General features: G+C 63.8%; 24 protein-coding genes, 1 tRNA gene and 1 rRNA gene. 16 read left to right on the top strand and 10 right to left on the bottom strand.

What is annotated here, in order from left to right; all coding sequences use genetic code 11:
- Nucleotides 1-73 (bottom strand): 16S ribosomal RNA (locus QZ964_RS12210); the annotation flags it as partial.
- A gap of 654 nt (nucleotides 74-727) precedes the next feature.
- Here QZ964_RS12210 and QZ964_RS12205 point away from each other — a divergent pair.
- Nucleotides 728-2,743, top strand: coding sequence for a M23 family metallopeptidase (locus tag QZ964_RS12205; RefSeq protein WP_292531933.1), 2,016 nt, complete (start codon nucleotides 728-730; stop codon nucleotides 2,741-2,743).
- A gap of 60 nt (nucleotides 2,744-2,803) precedes the next feature.
- Here QZ964_RS12205 and QZ964_RS12200 read toward each other — a convergent pair whose 3' ends face one another.
- A complete protein-coding gene (locus QZ964_RS12200; RefSeq protein WP_292531932.1) occupies nucleotides 2,804-3,070 on the bottom strand; it encodes a phosphopantetheine-binding protein in 267 nt (88 codons plus the stop codon).
- Nucleotides 3,071-3,228: 158 nt separating this feature from the next.
- Between QZ964_RS12200 and QZ964_RS12195 the strand changes: the two genes are divergently transcribed.
- Both QZ964_RS12195 and QZ964_RS12190 read left to right on the top strand, forming a co-directional pair.
- On the top strand, nucleotides 3,229-3,426 hold the full coding sequence (locus QZ964_RS12195) for a type II toxin-antitoxin system VapB family antitoxin (RefSeq protein WP_292531931.1): 198 nt from the start codon (nucleotides 3,229-3,231) through the stop codon (nucleotides 3,424-3,426).
- Entirely contained in the window at nucleotides 3,423-3,785 is a 363-nt protein-coding gene (locus QZ964_RS12190; RefSeq protein ID WP_292531930.1) for a PIN domain-containing protein, read from the top strand. The genes QZ964_RS12195 and QZ964_RS12190 overlap by 4 nt, the downstream gene beginning before the upstream one ends.
- Here the strand turns inward: QZ964_RS12190 and gluQRS are convergent.
- The 4 genes from gluQRS to QZ964_RS12170 all read right to left on the bottom strand — a co-directional run bounded on the left by gluQRS (nucleotide 3,744) and on the right by QZ964_RS12170 (nucleotide 6,906).
- Complete coding sequence (gluQRS, locus tag QZ964_RS12185) at nucleotides 3,744-4,625, bottom strand: tRNA glutamyl-Q(34) synthetase GluQRS (RefSeq protein WP_292531929.1); 882 nt, start codon at nucleotides 4,623-4,625, stop codon at nucleotides 3,744-3,746. The two genes, QZ964_RS12190 and gluQRS, sit on opposite strands and share 42 nt — an antisense overlap.
- Nucleotides 4,626-4,722: 97 nt before the next feature.
- Nucleotides 4,723-5,352 carry a (d)CMP kinase gene (cmk, locus tag QZ964_RS12180; RefSeq protein ID WP_292531928.1) on the bottom strand — a complete coding sequence of 210 codons (630 nt, stop codon included), beginning with the start codon at nucleotides 5,350-5,352 and terminating at the stop codon, nucleotides 4,723-4,725.
- Entirely contained in the window at nucleotides 5,349-6,698 is a 1,350-nt protein-coding gene (gene aroA / locus QZ964_RS12175; RefSeq protein WP_292531927.1) for a 3-phosphoshikimate 1-carboxyvinyltransferase, read from the bottom strand. The genes cmk and aroA overlap by 4 nt, the downstream gene beginning before the upstream one ends.
- Nucleotides 6,699-6,831: 133 nt before the next feature.
- Nucleotides 6,832-6,906, bottom strand: a tRNA-Gly gene (locus QZ964_RS12170).
- A 165-nt stretch (nucleotides 6,907-7,071) separates the two neighbouring features.
- Between QZ964_RS12170 and QZ964_RS12165 the strand changes: the two genes are divergently transcribed.
- Genes QZ964_RS12165 through QZ964_RS12150 form a run of 4 tightly spaced genes read left to right on the top strand, consistent with a single transcriptional unit; the run spans nucleotide 7,072 to nucleotide 10,202 of the window.
- Nucleotides 7,072-8,055, top strand: coding sequence for an ABC transporter substrate-binding protein (locus QZ964_RS12165; protein ID WP_292531926.1), 984 nt, complete (start codon nucleotides 7,072-7,074; stop codon nucleotides 8,053-8,055).
- Nucleotides 8,052-8,807, top strand: a complete 756-nt coding sequence (locus QZ964_RS12160) for an ABC transporter permease (protein ID WP_292531925.1) — start codon at nucleotides 8,052-8,054, stop codon at nucleotides 8,805-8,807. The genes QZ964_RS12165 and QZ964_RS12160 overlap by 4 nt, the downstream gene beginning before the upstream one ends.
- Nucleotides 8,749-9,531, top strand: a complete 783-nt coding sequence (locus tag QZ964_RS12155) for an ABC transporter ATP-binding protein (protein ID WP_292531924.1) — start codon at nucleotides 8,749-8,751, stop codon at nucleotides 9,529-9,531. Before QZ964_RS12160 ends, QZ964_RS12155 begins: the two co-directional genes overlap by 59 nt.
- 20 nt (nucleotides 9,532-9,551) lie before the next feature.
- Nucleotides 9,552-10,202, top strand: a complete 651-nt coding sequence (locus QZ964_RS12150) for a glutathione S-transferase family protein (protein ID WP_292531923.1) — start codon at nucleotides 9,552-9,554, stop codon at nucleotides 10,200-10,202.
- Nucleotides 10,203-10,244: 42 nt separating this feature from the next.
- Here QZ964_RS12150 and QZ964_RS12145 read toward each other — a convergent pair whose 3' ends face one another.
- From QZ964_RS12145 to QZ964_RS12130, 4 genes are all read right to left on the bottom strand, one after another.
- Entirely contained in the window at nucleotides 10,245-10,922 is a 678-nt protein-coding gene (locus tag QZ964_RS12145) for an SDR family oxidoreductase (protein WP_292531922.1), read from the bottom strand.
- A 153-nt stretch (nucleotides 10,923-11,075) separates the two neighbouring features.
- Nucleotides 11,076-11,963, bottom strand: a complete 888-nt coding sequence (rpoH, locus tag QZ964_RS12140; RefSeq protein WP_292531921.1) for an RNA polymerase sigma factor RpoH — start codon at nucleotides 11,961-11,963, stop codon at nucleotides 11,076-11,078.
- Between the two features lie 179 nt (nucleotides 11,964-12,142).
- Nucleotides 12,143-12,394, bottom strand: a complete 252-nt coding sequence (locus QZ964_RS12135) for a DUF2283 domain-containing protein (RefSeq protein ID WP_292531920.1) — start codon at nucleotides 12,392-12,394, stop codon at nucleotides 12,143-12,145.
- A 56-nt stretch (nucleotides 12,395-12,450) separates the two neighbouring features.
- Complete coding sequence (locus QZ964_RS12130) at nucleotides 12,451-13,971, bottom strand: helicase HerA-like domain-containing protein (protein ID WP_292531919.1); 1,521 nt, start codon at nucleotides 13,969-13,971, stop codon at nucleotides 12,451-12,453.
- Between the two features lie 155 nt (nucleotides 13,972-14,126).
- On the opposite strand from QZ964_RS12130, the gene QZ964_RS12125 reads away from it, so the two are divergent.
- From QZ964_RS12125 to rplJ, 9 genes are all read left to right on the top strand, one after another.
- The gene (locus tag QZ964_RS12125) at nucleotides 14,127-14,477 is read left to right on the top strand and encodes a hypothetical protein (RefSeq protein WP_292531918.1); all 351 of its coding nucleotides are present in this window, start codon (nucleotides 14,127-14,129) and stop codon (nucleotides 14,475-14,477) included.
- A 73-nt stretch (nucleotides 14,478-14,550) separates the two neighbouring features.
- Nucleotides 14,551-15,198 (top strand): SCO family protein, encoded by a 648-nt coding sequence (locus QZ964_RS12120; protein ID WP_292531917.1) that lies wholly within the window; start codon nucleotides 14,551-14,553, stop codon nucleotides 15,196-15,198.
- Between the two features lie 114 nt (nucleotides 15,199-15,312).
- The gene (locus tag QZ964_RS12115; protein ID WP_367119271.1) at nucleotides 15,313-16,077 is read left to right on the top strand and encodes a M48 family metallopeptidase; all 765 of its coding nucleotides are present in this window, start codon (nucleotides 15,313-15,315) and stop codon (nucleotides 16,075-16,077) included.
- Entirely contained in the window at nucleotides 16,074-16,601 is a 528-nt protein-coding gene (locus QZ964_RS12110) for a DUF3280 domain-containing protein (protein ID WP_292531915.1), read from the top strand. The genes QZ964_RS12115 and QZ964_RS12110 overlap by 4 nt, the downstream gene beginning before the upstream one ends.
- 15 nt (nucleotides 16,602-16,616) lie before the next feature.
- Nucleotides 16,617-17,609 (top strand): bifunctional enoyl-CoA hydratase/phosphate acetyltransferase, encoded by a 993-nt coding sequence (locus QZ964_RS12105; protein ID WP_292531914.1) that lies wholly within the window; start codon nucleotides 16,617-16,619, stop codon nucleotides 17,607-17,609.
- A gap of 329 nt (nucleotides 17,610-17,938) precedes the next feature.
- A complete protein-coding gene (gene pheS, locus QZ964_RS12100) occupies nucleotides 17,939-19,018 on the top strand; it encodes a phenylalanine--tRNA ligase subunit alpha (RefSeq protein ID WP_292531913.1) in 1,080 nt (359 codons plus the stop codon).
- Between the two features lie 193 nt (nucleotides 19,019-19,211).
- The gene (gene pheT / locus QZ964_RS12095; RefSeq protein WP_292531912.1) at nucleotides 19,212-21,626 is read left to right on the top strand and encodes a phenylalanine--tRNA ligase subunit beta; all 2,415 of its coding nucleotides are present in this window, start codon (nucleotides 19,212-19,214) and stop codon (nucleotides 21,624-21,626) included.
- 74 nt (nucleotides 21,627-21,700) lie between these two features.
- Nucleotides 21,701-22,024: a hypothetical protein gene (locus tag QZ964_RS12090; RefSeq protein ID WP_292531911.1), complete on the top strand. Its 324-nt coding sequence runs from the start codon at nucleotides 21,701-21,703 to the stop codon at nucleotides 22,022-22,024.
- A gap of 511 nt (nucleotides 22,025-22,535) precedes the next feature.
- A partial coding sequence (gene rplJ, locus QZ964_RS12085) for a 50S ribosomal protein L10 (protein ID WP_292531934.1) occupies nucleotides 22,536-22,681 on the top strand: 146 nt, incomplete at its 3' end.

Below are 22,681 nucleotides of genomic sequence, written 5' to 3'. Positions count from 1 at the left end.
TAGGGCGTTCGACTTGCATGTGTTAGGCCTGCCGCCAGCGTTCGTTCTGAGCCAGGATCAAACTCTCAAGTTTGAGATTTGATACTGACTGATCACATTTTTTCTCTTGACGAGTCCCAAGCACACTTGCCTTCTCGTCTCACGACGATGAAGGCAATGGTGTACTTAGAAAACGTGACCGTCAGAGTGTCTCATCGACCGCTCTCCGAGGAGAAGCGGTCCGCAAGGACCTCCGCCGTCCACGTTTCTCTTTCTTCCGATTCGATTGTCAAACAGCGCGTTCACTGAGGCGAAAAGCTCATGCTTTTCCAGCGAAGCGTCTTCGTCCCGACCAATCAGCCGGGTGGCTGGTTCCTGCCGACAGACGAAGAAGCGACACCGTTCGCTGCACGTTGGCAGCGCCGCCGTCGATGGATTTGTATATATTCGGCTCCCTTTGAGGTGTCAACACGGTTCTAAAAAAACTTTACAATTTCGTCGTGGCCGCGCGGAGCGCCTAGAGTTTTCAAGCGTTACGCGGTGGACAAGCTTGGCCGGACGCCGCAATAGGGCCATAATGCCAAGGCTTCGTCCCTACCGTCGGTTTGACGAACCGAGCGCAATATTTGAGGCTCCGGCGCAACGAGATAAGAACGCCGAAGGAACCGCCGGTCGACGGCAGGCGCGGGAGAAGCCGGCCACTACGGCCCTCCCCAAACGCACAAAAGAAACTTAACGGCTAGGTTGAATGGCATTGCAGATCCCCGGCCGCCTCGTCCCCGCGACGCAAGGCGGCCCTGACTGGTTGGGCGACGAACCCGCGATCGAGGTGGACGGCCGTCGCCATACGCCAGACGACAGGCGACGCGTTTCCACGCGCTGGCTCTCCGGCACGGTGCTCACAGGACTTTCCGGCGCGCTGCTGATCAGCGCGGCAGCCTATACGGCGCTCGATCAGCAGACCCGCTTCGCCGACGCGCCGACGCGCGCGCAGACGGCGCGCGGCGCCGACTCCGAAGAGCAGCAAACCGTCAATCCCAAGAAGGGCGACCGGCTAATGCGCGCGGTTGACGTTGTCGCGGCCAAGCAGACCTTTCGAGCCGCCACCACCTCGCGCGCCGGGGACAAGGAGGTCGTGCGCAACCGCGCCTTCACCCGCGTGGCGGCGACTCTCGCTGTCGCCCCCTCGACCTTCGCGAGCGAGGTGCCTTCCTATAATCCGCTCAAGCTTATTACCGACGCCCGCGCCCCCGAAAACGGCGGCGAGGTCGATCTCGCGCCGGACCAGGCCGAAGTGTCCTTCGAAACCCGCGATCTGGCCGCCTTCACGGTCACGACGCAAAGCGCCCAATTGACGCTCGCGGAAGCGCAGGCGCAGGTCGTCGAGCAGGTCAAATCCAGCCTCGCCGCAGGACCGCAATCGGCGGCGCTGCCCCTGCCCGGTCAGATGTTGCTGACGCGCACGAGCCGCGCTGCGATCGACCCGCTGGCGCTCGCCTATGCGACGCCAGGCGGCGCGCTCACCACGCCCTTTTCGGGAATTGAAGTTCGGATGGTGGCGGAAAACGTCACCGTCGCACCGCGCGACACCCCACAGCCGACGCAAATGGAAGAGAAGCTCATCGTCGTTAAGCGCGGCCAGACGCTGTTCGATGTTCTGGACAGCGGCGGCGTGTCCGCGGGGCGCGCCGCCGCGGTCGCCGCCGCGTTCAAGAACAGGCGCGGCGAGCCGGTGCGCGAGGGCCAGCGGGTCAAGCTGCTCTTCGCGGACTTCGACGGATCGGGCAAAAACATGCAGCTCGCCCGCGTGTCGGTCTACAACGACGAAACGATCGAATCGATCTTCGCGGCGACGGACAGGGGCGCATTCGTGCAGACTCCGACCGGGCCGACGTCCTTCGCCAAGGACGGTGGATCAAAGTCGCGAAATGAGATTGAGGACGAAGGCGCGATGCGCCTTTACGAGTCGCTCTATGAAACTGCGCTAAAGCAACAAATCCCGCGACCGATCATCACTGAGCTCGTCCGGGTTTTTGCAAACGACGTCGATCTCCAGCGCGGGGTCGCCGCCGGCGATACGTTCGACGTCTTCTATGACGAAGCAGACGACGGCTCGACCGTCGGACGCGACGCGCTGCTCTATGCGTCGCTGTCGACTCGTAACGAGACGTATCGATACTACCGCTTCTTCACCCCGGACGACGGGCTGCTCGACTATTACGACGAGAACGGTCGTTCAAGCCGCAAATTCCTGGTGCGCAAGCCAATCGCCAACGGCGAAACCCGCTCGGGCTTTGGCATGCGCCGCCATCCGATCCTCGGCTACTACAAGATGCATACGGGCGTGGACTGGGCGGCGCCGATTGGCACGCCCATCCTTGCCGCCGGCAACGGCACGATCATCAAGGCGCAATGGGACTCGGGCTATGGGCGGCGCGTCGAAATCCAGCACGCCAATGGCTACATCACGACCTACAATCACATGTCGGGCTTTGCGCGCAGCGTGAAGGAAGGCATTCGGGTCAAACAGGGCCAGGTGATCGGCTTCCTAGGCTCGACCGGCTTGTCCACCGGACCGCACCTCCATTACGAGGTGATGGTCAACGGCCATTTCGTCGATCCGATGCGCGTCAAGCTCGCGCGCACGCGTGAAATCGAGGGCCGGCTTCTCGTCGACTTCAAAAAAGAGCGCGACCGCATCGATGGGCTCATGGCCAGGGCGCCCAACAACGACGCCAAGGTCGCGACTCGTCAGACGAAATAGCTTGTAGACGAATTAATTTTCCGATTATCGCCCTGTTCGCTCAGCGCGGCCTGCGTCTCTTCAAGCTGCCTTGCGCCATTCATAGGCCGGAACGAACTGGCTGGCGCGGACGATGCGGACGATATTGTCCATCGTCGCCATCGTCTCCCGGTTGAGCGAGTCCCGCGGGAATTCGATGCGGAATTCGCGCTCGATCGCGAGCAGCAGTCGGATCGCCGTATAGGGGGTCATGCCCAGCTCATAGAGATTGGCGCGCGGCGTCAGATGGGAAGCTGGAACGCGGATTTGCGCTTCCTGGTCGATCAGGCTTTGAATGGTCTCAAACATTTCGCTCTCCCTGGCCTCTTTAGAACTCGATGATCCAAAGCTAGCGGGAGCCCGAGAAAATGTTCGTGCGGCGACGCACAGCGCACAGTTGGGGCGTCACCGGCATTGTTATCGGCATCAATTGATGCTATTTCTGTGCCTGCGGAGGAGAAGCGCAGATGCGCACGACGATCGCGCTCGACGATGAACTCGTCGCCAAGGCGCAGGCATTTACCGGCCTTACTGAGAAATCCGCGCTTGTGCGCGAAGCGCTAAAGGCGCTCATCGAACGCGAAAGCGCACGACGCCTGGCGCTTCTTGGCGGCACGGAGCCGCAACTCAAGGACATACCGAGACGGCGTTCGGCTCCGAAGTGATTCTCGTCGACAGTTCGATATGGATCGACCATTTCCGCCAGCCGGATTTTCGGCTCGCGGCGTTGCTGAATAACGCGCGGGTTTTGACCCATGCTTTCGTCATCGGCGAGCTCGCGCTCGGCAATTTCATCAACCGCAATATGGCGCTGTCGCTTTTACGCGGCCTTCCGAGGGCGCCGCTCGCCGACAATGACGAGGTCATGGAATTGATCGACCGGCAGTCGCTATTCGGCGCGGGCATCGGTTACGTCGACGCGCATCTTCTCGCGAGCGCCCTGCTCGCCACCCCGGCATCGCTATGGACTCGGGACAAGCGATTACAAGAGGTCGCCGAACGCCTCGAAATTTCCATTCGATAGGCCTACCCGCCGGCGCACGTCGGCCGGCGTCCAGCCTTGCGCGCGCAGTGCGCGCAGCGCCGTCGAAGCTAGGCTTTTCGACAGCTTCTCGCCCTTCTCGTCCAGCACGAGATCATGGTGGCGATAGTCCGGCGCCGGGAGCTCGAGCAGACGTTGCAGCAGGCGATGCAGGCTTGTCGCCTCGAACAGATCCTTGCCGCGCACGACATCGGTCACGCCCTGCAGCGCATCGTCGACGACGACGGCGATATGGTAGCTCGCTGGCGTATCTTTGCGGGCAAGGACCACGTCGCCCCATGCCGCCGGATCGGCGACAATGTCGCCGGCGTCAAATTCGCGCCACGACAGCCCCTGCCCCGCCAGAGCGGCCGCCTTACGCATATCGAACCGCAACGCGACGCCGCGCTGCATGAGGACCTCGCGCGCCGCGCGTCGCGGCTTCTCGCGGCAGGTTCCAGGGTAAAGCGGCGCGCCATCGGGGTCATGCGGCCAATTCGGTTTCGCATCGGCGGCGCGGGCGATGTCGGAGCGGCGGCAATCGCAGGCATAAAGCAGCCCCATGGCGTCGAGCCATTCGAGCGCCCGGGCGTAATCGTCAAAATGTTCGGACTGGCGCCGCACGGGCGCCTCCCATTCAAGCCCGAGCCAGGCGAGATCTTCAAAGATCGCCGCTTCGAACTCATTCCGCGCGCGGCCAGTATCGATATCCTCGATGCGCAGCAGAAACCGCCCGCCGCATCGGCGCGCGAGATCGAAATTGAGGAGCGCCGAATAGGCGTGGCCGAGGTGCAGATGGCCATTCGGCGACGGCGCGAAGCGGAAGACGCGGTGGCTATCCATTGTCACTCCCGCCGTCATTGCGCGGCGTGCAGCGGCGACGCAACCCAGCCGCCACCAATGCCTGGACTGCGTCGCATCGCTCGCAATGACACAAACTTCAGCGGCGCGCCTTTTCCACGATTCCCCGCGCCGCCGTAAAGGCTTCTTCAATGTCGAGTTCGGTCGTATCGAGCGTCACGGCGTCGTCGGCCGGCCTCAGCGGCGCGGCGTTACGGGCGCTGTCGCGCGCGTCGCGCTTCTTCACGTCTTCGAGAATGGCGGCGTAATCAGCTTCTTCCCCCCGCCCCGCAAGTTCCAGCGCGCGGCGTGTGGCGCGAGTCTCCGGCGCGGCGGTGACGAAAATCTTCACCCTCGCGTCGGGACAGATCACCGTGCCGATGTCGCGCCCGTCGAGCACCGCGCCTTCGGGCCGCGCCGCAAAGCCGCGTTGCATGTCGATCAGCGCGGCGCGCACCGCCGGCATGGCGGCGACAACGGAGGCCGCCTCGCCCATGTCGCGCGCGCGCAGCCGCGACTCGTCAAAATCGGTGAGCGACAATCCGCGCGCCGACGCGACCGCCGCCGCCACATCGTCGAGCGGCAGGCCCTCGTCGAGGAGCGCGCTGGCGACGGCGCGATAGAGCAGACCGGTGTCGAGATGCGGCAGTCTGTAGTGCGCCGCGAGCCGGCGCGCGAGCGTTCCCTTCCCCGACGCCGCGGGGCCGTCGATGGCGATGACGAGGCTCACGAGAAGCGCGCCCCCAGCCGCTCCATCAGCACGCGGAACGAGGGGAAACTCGTCGCGATCATCGCCTCGTCATCGATGACGACCTTGCTTTCGGAAGCAAGCCCCATCACGAGAAAGCTCATGGCGATGCGGTGATCGAGATGCGTCTCGACCATGCCGCCGCCGGCGACCCTGCCGCCGCGCACGATGAGATCGTCGCCGATGATTTCGCAATCGACGCCATTGGCTTTGAGCCCGGCGGCGACCGCCTCCAGCCGATCCGATTCCTTCACCCGCAATTCGGAGAGCCCGCGCATCCGCGTCTCGCCCTTGGCGAAAGAGGCCGCGACGGCGAGGATCGGATATTCGTCGATCATTGAAGGCGCGCGCGCGGCCGGCACATCGACGCCCGCGAGATGAGAGAAGCGCGCGCGAATGTCGGCGACGTCTTCGCCGCCCTCCTCGCGCCTGTTCTCAAGCGCAATGTCGGCGCCCATTTCCTGTAACGTGGTCAGCAAGCCGCTGCGCAGCGGATTGGTCATCACGCCCTCAATGACGATGTCGGAACCCGGCGTGATCAGCGCCGCGACGAGCGGGAATGCGGCCGACGACGGATCCGCCGGAACCCGCACCTCGCGCGCCATGAGTTCTGGGCGTCCTTCAAGCGTAATCTTGCGGCCATGCGCGCCGTAAGGCTCGCTCACCACCGTCGCGCCGAAATGCGCCAGCATTTTCTCGGTGTGATCGCGCGACGCTTCGGCTTCGATCACCGTCGTCTGGCCGGGCGAATTCAGTCCGCACAGCAGCACCGCGGATTTGATCTGGGCGGAGGCGACGGGCGTCTTATATTCGACCGGCAACGGCTCGCTCGAACCTTGCAGCACCAGCGGCAAGCGCCCGCCTTCCGCCTCTTCCAGAACCTGCGCGCCCTGAAGCGTCAGAGGATCGAGAATGCGCTTCATCGGCCGTTTGCGCAGCGAGGCGTCGCCGTCGAAACGCGCGACGATCGGATGTCCGGCGACGACGCCCATCATCAGCCGCGAGCCGGTGCCGGCGTTGCCGAAATCGAGCGTCTCGACGGGCTGCAGGAGCGAACCGAGCCCAGAGCCCCAGACGCTCCAGTTTCCGTCGGCATGGCGCACGATCTTCGCGCCGAGCTGGCGGGAAGCCTGCGCCGTGCGCAACACATCCTCGCCCTCAAGCAGCCCTTCGATCTTGGTCTCGCCGATCGCGAGCAGGCCGAAGATCAGCGCGCGATGCGAGACGGATTTATCGCCCGGCGGGCGCAAACGGCCCGTGAGCGGGCCGGATCTGTGGGCGCTGAGCGGCGCGGCGGGCGCGCGAGCATGGGCGGCGGCGTTGGGCATAGTCACTTTCTGTCGAGCGCAATCAGTCGCCCTCGGCTTCGCATTTTTGGAGACGATGCTCAACAGCGGCGGCCAACGGTCAGACGCCCCGAGTCGGACGCCCGAAACGGACGCCCCGTGTCGCGCTGGAGATTGGAGCGGGCGATGGGAATCGAACCCACGACATTCAGCTTGGGAAGCTGACGTTCTACCCCTGAACTACGCCCGCGCCCTTCCTGTGTAACGCGGCCGGGCGCCGGTTTCAACGGAGCACCTAACCGCCCCACCGGCCCCGCGCCTTTGGCGCGACTCTCCGGGAGGGTGAGACTCGGGGACCGCATCGACGCCGTTTTGATCCTGCGGTAAGACATCTAGGCAAAATCAAAAGGAAAACATGCAAGGCTTCTTCGTCGCTCTCGCCGCGGGCTTCGCCGGCTTCTTCCTCATCATCGCGCCGGCGCAGGCCGAAAAACTGCGCATCGCGCTGCAGAAGACCGGCACGCTCGGCTGGGAGCTTGCCGTGATAAAGGCCTTCGGCCTCGACAAGAAAGCGAAGCTCGACATTGACGCGACCGAACTCGCCTCGACCGACGCCGGCAAGATCGCCATTCAGGGCGGCGGCGTCGACCTCATCATTTCCGATTGGCTGTGGGTCGCGCGCCAGCGCGCGCAAGGCCAGAAGCTGACCTTCTACCCGAGTTCTACGGCGATCGGCGCGGTGATGACCAAGAACCCCGCGATCAACAGCGTCAAGGACCTCGCCGGCAAGACGCTGGGCGTCGCTGGCGGGCCGCTCGACAAGAGCTGGCTGATGCTCAAGGCCTATGCGCTAAAGAACGGCGTCGATCTCGACAAGACCGCGACGGTGCTTTACGGCGCGCCGCCGCTCATCGCCGAAAAGGCGCTGCAAGGCGAGATTGACGCGGCGCTCGAATTCTGGAATTTCGCCGCCGATCTCGAAGCGCAAGGCTTCACCCGCATCATCGAACTGACCGAAGTCGAGAAGGCGCTCGGCGCCAAAGGCGACGTCGTCGTCACCGGCTATGTCTTCGACGAAGACTTCGCAGCGAAGAACAAGGACGCGCTGGCGCGGTTCTTCTTGATGACGAAGAAAGCCAAGGAGCTGATTGCGACATCGGACAGGGCTTGGGGCGCAGTCATCGCGCAGCGCCTCGGCGGCAAGGACGCCAAGACTGTCGACATCTACCGCAAGCGCTTTGTCGCCGGCGCGCCGAAACGCTCGATCGCCGAGGAAGAGACCGACGCCCGCACGCTCTATGGCGCGCTCGCCGCGCTTGGCGGCGAAAAGCTCGTCGGCCCCGGCAAAACGCTCGATCCCGGAACCTTCTACAAGGGCGCCGAAGGCAAGCCGCATTGATCCGTCTGGTCTCGCTTGCGGCGCTGCTTCTCCTTTGGCAGATCGGCGCGTGGCTGTCCGATCCGCATCGCCTTCCGGGACCCGCGGCCGTCTTCGAGAAAATTTATGAGGAAGCGGTCTCCGGGGCGCTGTTCTTCAATCTCGCTGTCACCCTCGCGCGCGTCGTCGCCGCCTTTGCGCTCGCCATGAGTTTCGGCGCTGCAATCGGCTATGTCATGGGCCGCAACCGGCTTGTGGACCGCTTGCTCGATCCTTGGCTCGTCGCGCTGCTCAATCTTCCGGCGCTGGTCGTCATCGTGCTGGCCTATGTCTGGGCCGGTCTTACCGAAGTCGCGGCAATCGGCGCCGTCGCGCTCAACAAGCTGCCGAACGCGATCGTCGTTGTGCGCGAGGGCGCGCGCGCGCTCGATCCGCATCTGGAAGACATGGCGCATGTCTTCCGCTTTTCGCGCGCCGCACGCGCGAAGCATCTCGTCCTGCCGCAGCTTGCGCCCTATCTTGCGGCGGCGACGCGGTCGGGACTGTCGCTGGTCTGGAAGGTCGTGCTTGTCGTCGAACTGCTTGGGCGCTCGAACGGCGTCGGCTTCGAGATCAACTTGGCTTTCCAGCTCTTCGACATGAAACTTCTGCTCGCTTATGCGCTTCCCTTCGTCGCGCTGATGCTCGGCGTTGAAACTTTTCTGGTGCAGCCTCTTGAACGACACGTCTCGCGCTGGCGGCGCGGCGTCTCTCGACGTCTCGATCGCGTCTAAGGATTATCATTCGGCGAGCGGACGGCCGCTGCGCGCGCTTGAGGACTTGCGACTGACGCTGCCCGCGGGACAGGCGGGCGCCGTGGTCGGCCCTTCCGGCTGCGGCAAGACCACGCTGCTGCGGCTCATCTGCGGGCTCGACACGGATTATGTCGGCGCGATCGCGCTCCCCGAACATGGCCGGCTCGGCATGGTCTTTCAGGAGCCGCGACTGCTGCCGTGGCGAACCGTCATCGACAATATCCGCATCGCCGCGCCGCATGCGCGCGCAGAAGAGATCGCCGCGCTCCTCGACGAACTCGGGCTCGCCGAGCATGCGACACATTTCCCGCGCGAGCTGTCGCTGGGGCTCGCCCGCCGCGTCGCCCTTGCGCGCGCGCTCGCCGTCAAGCCGGACCTGCTGCTGCTCGACGAGCCGCTCGTGTCGCTCGACGCGGCGCTTGCCAAGGACCTGCGCGAGATGATCGCCAGACTCATCGACGAGCGGCGCATCACGACACTGATCGTGACTCACGATCTGCGCGAAGCGATCGCACTCGGCGATCGTCTGTTTCTATTGTCGACGCAGCCGGCCCATGTCGTCGCAACGATCGATGTGCCGACCCCGCGAAGAGCGTTGGAGAGAGAGACGGCGGAAAGGCTTGAGACGCAGGCGCGGGAGGCGCTTGCCGCTGCGCGCGCCGAGGTATCGCTTCGGCAGAAAGATCCTAGGAGGACTCATTGACCTATGCGGCGAACCCTCCAATGACGCCCACCATTACCGCCTTTGAACGGTCGCCCGATGGCGGCAAGGGTCTGGCGCGTGACATGCGGGTTCGCTGGGCGCTCGAAGAAGTGGGGCGGGCTTACGACGTTCGTCTTCTTTCGTTCAAAGCGATGAAGGAATCCGCGCATCTCGCGCTTCATCCCTTCGGGCAGATTCCAACCTATGAAGAAGGCGATCTCGTCCTATTCGAGTCGGGGGCGATCGTATTGCACATCGCGGAGCGCCATGCTGGCCTGCTGCCAGACGATGCGAATGCTCGGGCGCGCGCGATCACATGGATGTTTGCAGCGCTCAGCACGATGGAGCCGCCAATCTTTGATCTTACGATCGCCAGGCTTCTGGAGCGCGACGAGCCCTGGTACGAGCAGCGCCTGCATGTGGTCGAGGAACGCATCCGTAAACGGCTGGGCGAACTTTCCGGTCGCGTTGGCGATGCCGACTGGCTCGACGGCGAGTTCAGCGCCGGCGACCTTCTGATGGTGACGGTGCTGCTCAGGTTGAAAGGAGCTGGTCTATTGGACCAATATCCGAACCTCTCCGCCTATGTCGCCCGTGGCGAAGCGCGACCCGCCTACAAGCGTGCTTTCGACGCCCAATTGGCGGTTTTCGCCGCTGCATCGACCAGCTGACAAGGGTCTCGCTTCGGGCTCGAAGTCAGCGACCTGCCTGTTTCACCACGGAATATCCTCGCCGCGATAATCCCTGTAGCTGCGCGTATCCGCCGGTGTCAGCGACTCGGCGACTTGAATGATTCCCGCCACGCTGTCGCGCACGTCGAGCGTGGCGTTCGGTCCGCCCATTTCGGTGCGCACCCAGCCCGGATGCATCGCGACGACCACGACTCCCTCGCCTTCAAGATCGGTCGCGAGACATTGCACGATCTTGTTCAGCCCCGCTTTTGAAACGCGGTAGGCGACATTGGATGTTCCGTCGAGCGACATTGAACCCAATCTGCTCGACATCATCACGATGCGGGGGCGCTCGCTGCGTTTCACCAGCGGCAGAAAAGCCTGGACGACGCGCAACGGGCCGAATGTATTGACCGAGAGAAGATCGAGCGCGCCCTCGAAATCCATGTCGAGAGAAGATTGCCGCTGCGGCCCATAGGCGCCGGCGTTGGCGATCAGCACGTCGATCGGATCGGAGACTTGCGCGGCGGCGGCGCGTATAGCCGTTTCGTCGCGAACGTCGAACTGCAGGGTCGCCGCCCCAGGCGCCGCGGTTTTGAGCGCCGACAATCCCGACGCGCTGCGCGCGCTTGCTGTCACGCGCTCCCCTCGCGCCGAGAGCTGGCGCGCAGCCTCCAGTCCGATGCCGCGGCTTGCGCCGGCAATGAGCCAATGGGCCATGTCGCTGCTCGTGCGCTTCCCAATCCTCGGGGAATATTATGGAGCGAACGGCAGCGTTGAAAAGACGCGGCGCGCCGCGCTTGGAGCCGCGAAACGGCGCCTTTTGGCGCCGCATTTTATGTACGCACATACAAAAGCTAATTTCGGAGCCGCCTACATCGCCGCCGGAGCCGCCGCCGATTCGATGCGCGCGACGCCGTCGCGAACGGCCGCCTGCACCTTCTCGAAGGCGCGCACCTCGATCTGGCGTACGCGCTCGCGCGAAACGCCGAATTCCTCGGACAGCGTTTCGAGCGTGACCGGGTCGTCGGAAAGTCGCCGCGCCTCGAAAATGCGGCGCTCGCGCGGGTTGAGCACGTCGAGCGCGCCGCGCAGCGCTTTGAGGCGATTATTGCTCTCTTCCTGGGCGACCAGCAGATGTTCCTGATCGACGCTATCGTCGACGAGCCAATCCTGCCATTCGCCTTCGCCCTCCTCGCGCAGCGGCGTATTCAGCGAAGCGTCGCCGGCCATGCGGCGGTTCATGTCGATGACGTCCTGGCGCGACACGCCAAGCCGATGCGCGATCTTGTCGACGTTCTCAGGCTTGAGGTCGCCTTCCTCGAAGGCGGAGATGCGGCTCTTCGCTTTGCGAAGATTGAAGAACAGCTTCTTCTGGCTCGCCGTCGTGCCCATTTTGACGAGCGACCATGAGCGCAGAATGTATTCTTGAATCGAGGCGCGAATCCACCACATCGCGTAGGTCGCAAGGCGGAAGCCGCGGTCGGGCTCGAAGCGCTTGACCGCCTGCATCAGGCCGACATTGCCTTCCGAGACGATCTCGCCGATCGGCAGGCCGTAGCCGCGATAGCCCATGGCGATCTTGGCCACCAGCCGCAGATGCGACGTGATCAGCTCTTGCGCGGCCTTTGGGTCCTCGTGCTCGCGCCAGCGCTTGGCGAGCATATATTCCTGCTGCGGCTCCAACATTGGAAACCGCCTGATTTCAGATAGATAGCGCGAGAGGCCGTCTTCTGAAACGATGGGCAAGGCATTCGCCATAAGTCCCTCCTGACGAACTCCCGAGTGCGGCGAGTCCGCAAAGCGCGGCCACGAAACGCCGGCCGCGACAGGGAGACATTATAGGGCGCCCGCTAGGGGCTGGAAAATGACGATTGCGTGAAGGGACGCTAAAGCGCGGATTAAGTTTCTGCAATGTGAACGGCGGTTAAAAGAGACGCTCAGGCGCCCTTCGCGGCGCGCAGAGGCAAGGAAATCGTTTCGAGCGTCGTTAAATCGAGTTTCTTTGAGGCGTGGTCGATGTCGAAACCGACGACATCGCCCGCTTCATCGAGATCGACATTAACGCCGTATATGATTTCGCGAGTCTCTGTTCCGGGCGAAGACTTAAACTCGATATAAAGACTATCCGTCTCTGGGTAGTAGTGGAGCTTCATGACGTTCGCTTCCTGATCCAGTTGCGCCGATGTCATCACCGACGCGTTTTGAGCAGATCAATCCGCGCCGCCATCACCGCAATGCGCCGACTTCATTTCGACATCCCGCCGAGCACGCCGCGCAGAATCTGGCGCGCGATCTGGGTGCCGGCGGATCGCGCCGCCGACTGAATCGCGGCGCGCGCCGCGAGTTCCGCCGGCGACATGCGCTTCCTGTCGCCCTTGCCGAAGATCCCGCCCAATATGCCGCCGAGCGTCCCGAGCAGGCCGCCCCCCGGCGCGCCGCTCGCCGGTTCGCCTTTGGCGGCGCGAGCCTCCAACATTTCGAAGGCCGAGTCGCGGTCGACCATGCTGTCGTATTTTCCGGCGAAGGCGCTTGCGGCCATGATCGCGTTGCGTTCCTCGGCGGATATCGGCCCCACGCGCGCCGACGGCGGCGCGATCAGCGTTCGTTCGACGACCTCGGGCGTTCCCTTGGCGTCGAGCATCGACACCAGCGCCTCGCCGACGCCGAGCTGCATGATCGCCTCGGCTTCCTCAAGGCTGCGATTGTCGCGAAACGTCTCCGCGGCGGCGCGCACCGCCTTTTGATCGCGCGGCGTAAAGGCGCGCAGCACATGTTGAATGCGGTTGCCGAGCTGACCGAGAACCGAATCCGGCACGTCAAGCGGATTTTGGGTGACGAAATAGACGCCGACGCCTTTGGAGCGGATGAGCCGCACGACCTGCTCGATCGCGGAAAGCAGCGCCTTCGGCGCATCGTTGAAGAGGAGATGCGCCTCGTCGAAAAAGAAGACGAGCTTCGGCTTGTCGAGATCGCCGACTTCCGGCAGGGCTTCGAACAGTTCGGAAAGCATCCAGAGAAGAAAGGTCGCGTAAAGCCGCGGCGCACGCATCAATTTGTCGGCGGCGACAATATTGATCACGCCGCGTCCGTCGCGATCGACGCGCAGGAAATCCATAATGTCGAGCGCCGGCTCGCCGAAGAATTTGTCGCCGCCCTGCGATTCCAGCACCAGAAGCTGCCGCTGAATGGCGCCGATGCTCGCAGATGCGACGTTTCCGTATTTCGTCTTGTATGTCGCGGCGTTCTCGGCGACATGCGCGAGCATCGCGCGCAGATCCTTCAGATCAAGCAGCAGCAGGCCTTGCTCGTCGGCCGCCTTGAAAACGATATTGAGAACGCCCTCTTGCGTGTCGTTGAGATCGAGCAGACGCGACAGCAGCAGCGGCCCCATCTCGGAAATCGAGGCCCGAACCGGGTGTCCCTGCTCGCCGAGAACATCCCAGAAGACGACAGGGAAGCGGTCGGGTTCATAGGGAACGCCGATTTCCTTGGCGCGCGCGACGAAGGCCGGCTTGCCGTCGCCCGGCTGCGACAATCCGGCGAGATCGCCTTTGACGTCGGAGAGAAAGACCGAGGCGCCGGCGTTGGAGAACCCCTCGGCGAGAAGCTGCAAAGAGACCGTCTTGCCGCCGCCGGTCGCCCCAGCGACCAAGCCATGACGATTGCCCAGCGCCAGCGTAAGGTAGCGGTAATCGCGCGGTTTCCCCTCCTTTACGCTTGCGCCGACGCGTATCTTGCCGGGAACCGCAGCTGGAGTGTCGCTCATCGTTGACGCGCTTTCGCAATTAGGAATCGGAATGGGGCAAGCTACACCATCGGGGCGGCGCGCGCATGTTTTGAACGGTTCTGACCTGCTCAGGTTTCGGCAGCGCTTGGCGAACGCCAATCGGCGGGATAAGTTCCCCGCCCGGGAGAAGTCCAATGAAGCAACGCTTGGCGATGATCGGAGTCATCGCCGCCGTCGGCGTCGTGCAGGCGGACGGCGCGACAAAACCGCGACCGGCGCCGGCGAAGCTGGCGCAAGCCGTCAATTTGGAGAACCGGCGTCTCGTGCCGCTGAAAAGCTTCGAGGTCGTCATGATGGCAAAAGACAAGACTTCTGAAACCATCGTCGGCAAGATTGACAAGCCGCTCGCCGCAGGCGACCGCGCGCAGTTCTCGATCACCGGCGCCAAGAGTTGTCTTTTTGAGGCGCGCTGGGCGTTCGATGACGCGAAAGATTCAGGCGACGTGGACTTGTGCAACGACCCCCGTATAGTTTTCGCGGACTGACCCATGCGCGGCGCCTCTGGCGGAGCCGAGGCGGCGACGCGCCGCCCAAGACAACAATCGCAGGAAACGCACGATGGCCAATGGATCGAAGGGTGGCGCAAAGGGATTGAAGCGCGGCGCAAAAGGCGGGCAGTCGACGAGCGGACCAGGCATCTCAAAGCCGCTGCTGATCGGCGTCGGCGCCGTTTTCGCGGCGATCTTCGTCACCTTCGTTTATTTCACCAGCGGCAAGCCGACGACCTCGACGGAAGTTATCGGCGGTCCGTTTCAGCTTACCGCCCATACCGGGCAACAGGTGACCGAACAGGACTTCCTCGGACGTCCCTTCCTGGTCTTCTTCGGCTATACGCATTGTCCCGACATTTGTCACACGACGCTTTTTGAACTGTCGGAGATCCTGCGGGCGATGGGGCCGGACGCGAAAGTCGGCGCGCTGTTCGTCACCGTCGATCCCGAGCGAGATACGCCCGAGACGCTCAAAGACTATCTCTCCAATTTCGATCCGCGCATCATCGGTGTCTCAGGGCCGCGCGCGTCAATCGATCCCGTGCTGCGCGAATACCGCATCTTCTCGAAGCGCGCGGGAGGGAGCGACGAAGATTATTCCGTCGACCACACTACCGTCGTATATCTGATGGACAAGAACGGCCGCTTTGTCGCGCCGTTCAACGTGGCGCGTCGGCCGGCCGAAGCCGCGCGCGAGCTTCAGCGCTATCTATAGCGCTCGCGGTCGACGAGCGGAGAGCGTGAACGGACGCCACGCAAGAGAAATATTTTCGTTGGCCGCGATTTTCTAACTCGCGACTCACACGGGCTTTGCGCTAGCATGTCAGTCATGCTGCGACTCCTGCGCGAAGGACCGGCGCCGAGCGGCGCGTCGATTCTCACATTAGTTCATGCGGGCGAACCAATTCTCGTCGCTCTGCGCCGGTCGCGGAATGCGCGTCGATTTACCTTGCGCGTGCGCTTCGCCGCGCGCGACGCGGTGTTGACCATGCCGCAGCGGGCGTCATTGCGAGACGCTCGCGATTTCGCTCAGCGTCACGCCGCCTGGATCGCAGCGCGTCTCAACAGGCTGCCCGAAACCATTCCCTTCGCGCATGGCGCGGTCGCCCCGCTGCGTGGCGTCGATCATATGATCTCGCACCATCCGGAACGCCGCGGCGTCACCTGGATCGAGCCAAGAGACGACTCCGAGGTTCCCTTCGCGCTTTGCGTCGCCGGTCAGACGGCGCATGTGCATCGGCGCGTTCAGGATCATTTCAAGCGGGAGGCGCGCTGCGATCTTGAACAAGCGGTCGCCCGCCATACCGCCGCCCTGCGCCTGCCGCCGCGCGGCGTCGGACTTCGCGATCCGATCAGCCGATGGGGATCGTGCTCCGCGTCCGGCTCGCTCAATTTTTCATGGCGGCTGATCATGGCGCCGCCCTTCGTTCTCGACTATCTCGCCGCCCACGAGGTTGCGCATCTCGTGCATCTCGACCATTCGCCACGATTTTGGAAGCTGACGCGGCAGCTTTGCGCTGACACGGATCATGCCGAAGCCTGGCTCTCCGCTCATGGCGCGCACCTCCATAAATATGGAGCCAGGGCGCGATGATCGGCCGCCGCGAACTGCTCGGACTCGCCCTGCTCCTACCCCTCGTGCCGCCCCAAGCCGCGTCGGCGCTGGCGGAAGAGCCGCGCAGACGACTGCTCGTTCTCGATTTCGAGTTGATCGACACGTCCAACGAGCCTGTCGACCAAAGCGCCGAACATGCAAAAAGACTGGCGCGCGCGCGCGACGACATCTCCACGGGACTCGGCGCACGGCGCATCTATGACGTCGTTGACCGGGCTTTAATCGCGTCCGATCTCGACGCGATCCTGAAACAGACCTACATTCGCACCTGCAACGGCTGCGAGTTGTCGCTTGCCGGCAAGGCCGGCGCCGACATCGTTCTCACCGGCGTCGTCAATAAGGTCAGCACGCTTATTCTCAGCATGGGCGTTTCGATCGCGCGCGTCTCGACGGGCGAACTGATCTATCGTCAGGGATTCGATTTTCGCGGCGACAATGATCAATCCTGGGCGCGCGCGACAAAATTCTTCGTCGATCGCATCGCCCGCGATCCGCCGGTTTGAGCCAAGGAGGCACATATGGGCCAGAGCGCTGGGTGTGAACCGACGGCGACGTCGCGCCCGCCCTGGTCCATGGTGGCGCAAGCGCGCACGCGCGGCGCCTTGCTTGACGCGCTGGTGCGCCGGGCGCAGGCGCTGCCGCCCATTCGCATGGGCGTCATCCATCCTTGCGACGCGCGCTCGGTCGAAGGCGCGATCGCCGCGCGCGACAGAGGGCTGATCGTCCCGACGTTCATCGGACCGCGCGCAAAGATCGAAGCCGCCGCGCGTGAGAGCGGCGTCTCGCTCGAAGGCGTCGAGCTCGTCGACGCGCCGCACAGCCACGCCGCCGCCGATCAGGCGGTGGAGCTCGTGCGCCGCGGCCGTCTGCAGGCGCTGATGAAGGGCGCGCTGCATACGGACGAGGTAATGACCGCGGTCGTGCGTGAGGGCGCCGGCCTGCGCACGGATCGCCGGATCAGCCATGTCTTTGTGATCGATGCGCCGTACTATCATAAGTTGCTGCTCGTCACCGACGCGGCGATCAACATCGCGCCGACGCTCGACATCAAGCGCGACATCGTTCGCAACGCGGTCGACCTTGCGCATGCGATCGGCATCGAGCGACCCAAGGTGGCGCTGCTTTCGGCGGTGGAGACCGTCGAAGGAAAAATTCCTTCGACAATCGAAGCGGCGGCGCTCTGCAAGATGGCCGACCGGGGTCAGATCGCCGGCGCTGCGCTTGACGGGCCTTTGGCCTTCGACAACGCCATTTCGCGCGATGCGGCCGACGCCAAGCATATCGAGTCCGAGGTTGCGGGCGATGCCGATATTCTCGTCGCGCCCGATCTCGAGGCCGGCAATATTTTGGCCAAGCAGCTCGTCTTCCTCGGCGGCGCCGATACGGCGGGGCTGGTGCTCGGCGCGCGCGTGCCGATCGTGCTGACGAGCCGCGCCGACGACATCGGCTCCCGCGTCGTCTCTTCGGCGCTGGCGCAGATTTTCACCCATCGGCCGCGCGCCGCACCGTAGAGCGCGCTGCGAAAAAGTGGGACCCGGTTTTTCGCGCAAAGCGCGCTCTGAACTATGAAAACGATCACGTTATCTGCATTTGGGCGATTCCGCCCAAATGCAGCGTGATCTAGCGTTCTCGACAGAAGGCCCCCCGCGTGGCAGAACCGCCGCCGCCCGACAAGATTTCCAAAAAGGGCGGCTGATCTTCGCCTGCATGCTTCGAGACGGCTCCCGCGGAGCCTCCTCAGCATGAGGGCGGAAGCGGCGCGCTTTACGTATCCTCATCCTGAGGAGCCCGCGGAGCGGGCGTCTCGAAGGACGCGGAAACGTCCACCTTAGAAGCTAATATGACCGACATCGCCAAACTCGAAGAAGATACGCTGCGCCAGATCGATGAAGCCGCCGACGAGGCGGCGCTCGAAGCCGCGCGCCTTGCCGCGCTCGGCAAGAAGGGCGCGATTTCCGCGCTGCTCGCGACGCTCGGCAAAATGTCGCCCGAGGACCGCAAGACCGAGGGCGCGAAGATCAACGCGCTGAAAGACAAGGCGGCTGAAGCGATCGCCGCCCGTCGCGAAGCGCTTTCGGAAGCCGCCTTGGAGACGCGGCTCAAGGCCGAAACGCTCGATGTGACGCTGCCCGCCGCGACGAGCCCGCTGGAGCGCGGGCGCATTCATCCGATTTCGCAGGTGACGGACGAATTATCGATCATCTTCGCCGACATGGGCTTCGCCGTCGCCGAAGGGCCGGACATCGAAAGCGACGACTATAATTTCACCAAGCTCAACTTCCCGGAAGGCCACCCCGCGCGGGAAATGCAGGACACTTTCTTTCTCGCCACCGAAGGCGGCGAGAAACGGCTGCTGCGCACCCATACGAGCCCGGTGCAGGTGCGCACCATGCTCAGCAAGAAGCCGCCGATCCGCGTGATCTGCCCTGGCCGGGTCTATCGCTGCGACTTCGACCAGACCCATACGCCGATGTTCCATCAGATCGAAGGTCTCGTCATCGACGAGACGACGCATCTTGGGCATCTCAAATGGACGCTCGAAGAATTTCTGAAGAGCTTCTTCGAAGTGAAGGGCGTCAGGCTGCGTTTTCGGCCCTCCTTCTTCCCCTTCACCGAACCGTCGATGGAGGTCGACGTCCAGTGCCGACGCCAGGGCGGCGAAATCCGTTTCGGCGAAGGCGACGACTGGATGGAGATTCTGGGCTGCGGCATGGTGCATCCCAACGTGCTCAACAACTGCGGCATCGATCCCGACCGCTATCAGGGCTTCGCCTTCGGTGTCGGCGTCGACCGGCTGGCGATGCTCAAATACGGCATGTCGGATCTGCGCGCTTTCTTCGACGCCGATACGCGCTGGCTCGCGCATTATGGATTCAGGCCGCTCGACTTCCCGACGCTTGCGGGCGGGTTGAGCGGCTAACGACAATCCCTCCGCGTCATGGCCGGGCTTGTCCCGGCCATCCACGTGACGCCCAACAGTAATAGAGACACGAAACGCAGATGGCGCCGCTCTCTTTCATCCCCCGTCAGCCGTATGGCGTGGATGCCCGCGACAAGCGCGGGCATGACGCCCTGTTGGACCCTGTTTGCCGCCACATCAAAGTTCTTAACAAATGAAACTCACCCTCTCCTGGCTCAAGGAACATCTCGATACGTCGGCCTCGCTCAGCGAGATCGTCGAAACGCTGACGCGCATCGGCCTCGAAGTCGAATATGTGCATGATCCCGCCGCGCAGCTTAAAGACTTCACCATCGCGAAAGTGATCGAAGCGAAGCCGCATCCCAACGCCGATCGCTTGCGCGTTTGCATGGTTGATACCGGCAGCGGCGCGCCGGTGCAGGTGGTCTGCGGCGCGCCCAACGCCCGCACCGGCATGAAGAGCGTCTTTTCGGCGCCGGGAACATACATCCCCGGCAAGAAGATCACGCTCGGCAAAGGCGTGATCCGCGGCGTCGAGTCGCTCGGCATGCTGTGCTCTTCGGCCGAACTCGAACTTTCCAATGATCATGAAGGAATCATCGATCTGCCCGAGGACGCGCCGGTCGGCGCCGTCTATGCGCAATGGGCCGGGCTCGATGATCCGATCATCGAAATCAATCTGACGCCCAATCGCCCCGACGCCGCCGGCGTCTATGGCATCGCGCGCGATCTGGCCGCGGCCGGCCTTGGCGTTCTCAAGAGCAAGGACATTCCGCCGGTCGAGGGCAAGTTCGCCTGCCCCGTTCGCGTGACGCTGGATTTCGCGCAAGAGGACCAGCATCTCGCGCCCTTCTTCGGCCTGCGGCTCGTGCGCGGCGTCAATAACGGGCCAAGCCCCCATTGGCTGCAGGCGCGATTACGCGAAATCGGTCTTCGCCCGATCAATGCGCTTGTCGACATCACCAACTTCCTCACCTTCGACCGCGCGCGCCCGCTGCATGTCTTCGACGCGAAAAAGGTGAAGGGCGATCTCGTCGTTCGCCGCACCAAGATGGGCGAGACGCTGCTTGCTCTCGACGGACGGACCTATGAACTCGACGAGAGCATGGTCGTCATCTGCGACGACAACGGCCCTGAATCGCTTGCGGGCGTCATGGGCGGCGAGGCGTCGGGCTGCGATGAATCGACCACCGACGTGCTGATCGAGACGGCGCTGTGGGACCCGATGAATATCGCCCACACTGGCCGCAAGCTCGGCATCGTCACCGACGCGCGCTATCGCTTCGAACGCGGCGTCGATCCTGCCTTCGCACTTCCGGGCATCGAACTCGCGACGCAGCTCGTGCGCGAATTCTGTGGCGGCGAGCCGTCGGAACTCACGCTCGCCGGCGAACTGCCGCGGCTCTCGCGGGCGATCAATTTTCCTTGGAGCGAAACCAAGCGGCTCACCGGTCTCGACGTGCCGCGCAAAGACGCGGCGTTGATTCTCGAGCGCCTTGGCTTCAGCGTCGAGAGCGGCGGCGCCGACATCGCCCATATCGCCGCGCCGAGTTGGCGTCCCGACATCGAGGGCAAGGCCGATATCGTCGAGGAAGTCGTGCGCATGATCGGCGTCGACAATGTGCCCTCGACGCCGCTGCCACGCGCCGAAGGTGTCGCGCCACCCGTGCTGACGATGATGCAGAAACGCGCCCGCAACGCCCGACGCGCGCTCGCCAGCCAGGGCCTCGTCGAGGCGGTGACCTGGTCCTTCGTCTCCAAGGAGCAAGCGGAAGCGTTCGGCGGCGGCAAGCCGGCGCTGGCGCTCGCCAATCCCATTGCTTCCGAACTTTCCGACATGCGGCCGAGCCTGTTGCCCGGACTCGTGGCTGCGGCGGGCCGCAACGCCGCGCGCGGGGTTGGCGATCAGAACCTGTTCGAGGTCGGCCAGATATTCCTCGACGCCACGGAGACCGGCCAACGAATCGCCGCGGCGGGCGTCAGGCGCGGACTCGCCGGCGCGGGGCGCCACTGGTCGGCGCCAGCGCGTGAAGCGGGCGCCTTCGACGCCAGGAGCGACGTCATGGCGCTGCTCGACTCGCTCGGCGTCGCGACCGGCGGCTTGCAGATCGTATCCGGCGGCCCGCCATGGTTTCATCCCGGCCGCTCGGCGACCCTGCAATTCGGGCCAAAGACGATCGTCGGCCATTTCGGCGAATTGCATCCGCGCGCGCTGAAAACCATGGACGTCGACGGATCGGTCGCGGCTTTCGAGATCATTCTCGACGCACTCCCCGCCCCAAAGGCGAAGCCGACAAAGATCAAGCCGAGGCTCGATATTTCCGATCTCCAGCCGGTTTCGCGCGATTTCGCCTTCATCGTCGATCGCGCCAGCCCCGCCGGCGATCTGGTGAAAGCCGCGCAGGGCGCCGACCGGGCGCTGATCGCCGACGTCGCCGTCTTCGACGTCTATGAGGGCAAGGGCGTCCCCGAGGGCAAAAAATCGATCGGCCTCGCCGTCACGCTGCAGCCGCGGGAAAAAACGCTGACCGACTCGGAGATCGACGCGGTGGCCCAGAAAATCGTGGCGGAGGCGGAAAAGAAATGCGGCGCGACGCTGAGAGGATGATCAACCGTCAGTGCAGAACGAGCCGTTGTCGCAAGAGAAGCGAAGCAATCCAGAATCATGAGGCAGCCGCCGGATTGCTTCGTCGCTCTGCGCCTCGCTATGACGCCCTGCTGGTCACCGCGTTGCTAAGCGTCCTCGCTATCCCAAGCCTCGCCGCGCCGGGCTCGATCGCGGACTGCGAGAAAATCCAGGACGCCGACGCCTACAACCGCTGCCTCGCCTATTTTGGCCCGACGCGCGGTCAGCATGGCGCGAGCTACCCCGGCGTCGCCAGCGAAGGCGGCCATGGCGGGTCCGGTGGAAGCGCCTCGCGCACGCAGTCGCGATTCGGCCGCGCCCAAGTTTCCCAGGGTCGCGGCGGCCGTATGCGGATGGAGTTCACGCCTGGACGGCGATGATCCGGCATGCCGGTGAATTGGGCGAAAAAACACCGTTTTTCCCCTTGGCAAACGGCTCAGGCCCCCTTAAATAAGGCCCTCCGGGGCTGGCCAATCGACCTGCGGCCCCGTTTTCAGATTTGACTTCCGCCTCAACCCAAGTCGCGTCAAGGACTTAGGAAAAGGCGGTGGATAGGCCGGCGGACCCGGGGTTTCCCCTCGTGTCCCGTCCGGCCATGTCCTGTCCGAGACTGCCGGCGCGCGCAAGGGGTTTTAAGCCCTGCAGCGGCTCAATCGGCCCGATGATGACGGAGCGATCCGTCGTCTTGAAGGCGGCCTGCATAGACGGGGAAACCGGAATTTTAAAGGCCGCCGACGGCTCGCCCCGCAAGCGTCCTTCGAATTTGGTTCGCGCCCCTTCAACCGCCGCGGCGTTACGCCGTGACGGGGACAGGATCTACGGCGCCGCTCGCCTCAAGCAAGCGGCATGTCGCAGCCGGCGGGATTTTCCCGCCAGTTAGAGAGAGCAACCGTGGACAGAGCGGAGAAAAAGGAAGCGGTCGCGGCGTTGCGCGAAGTCTTTTCGAAGACTGGCGTCGTCGTCGTCGCTCACTACTCCGGCCTGACCGTGGCCCAGCTGCAAAACCTGCGCAAGCAGGCCCGCAATGCTGGCGCGAC

The sequence above is a fragment of the Methylocystis sp. genome, from assembly GCF_021731785.1.
Taxonomy (GTDB): domain Bacteria; phylum Pseudomonadota; class Alphaproteobacteria; order Rhizobiales; family Beijerinckiaceae; genus Methylocystis.
The sequence above is the reverse complement of the archived record's forward strand: the minus strand, read 5'-3'. Positions and strand labels throughout refer to the sequence as shown.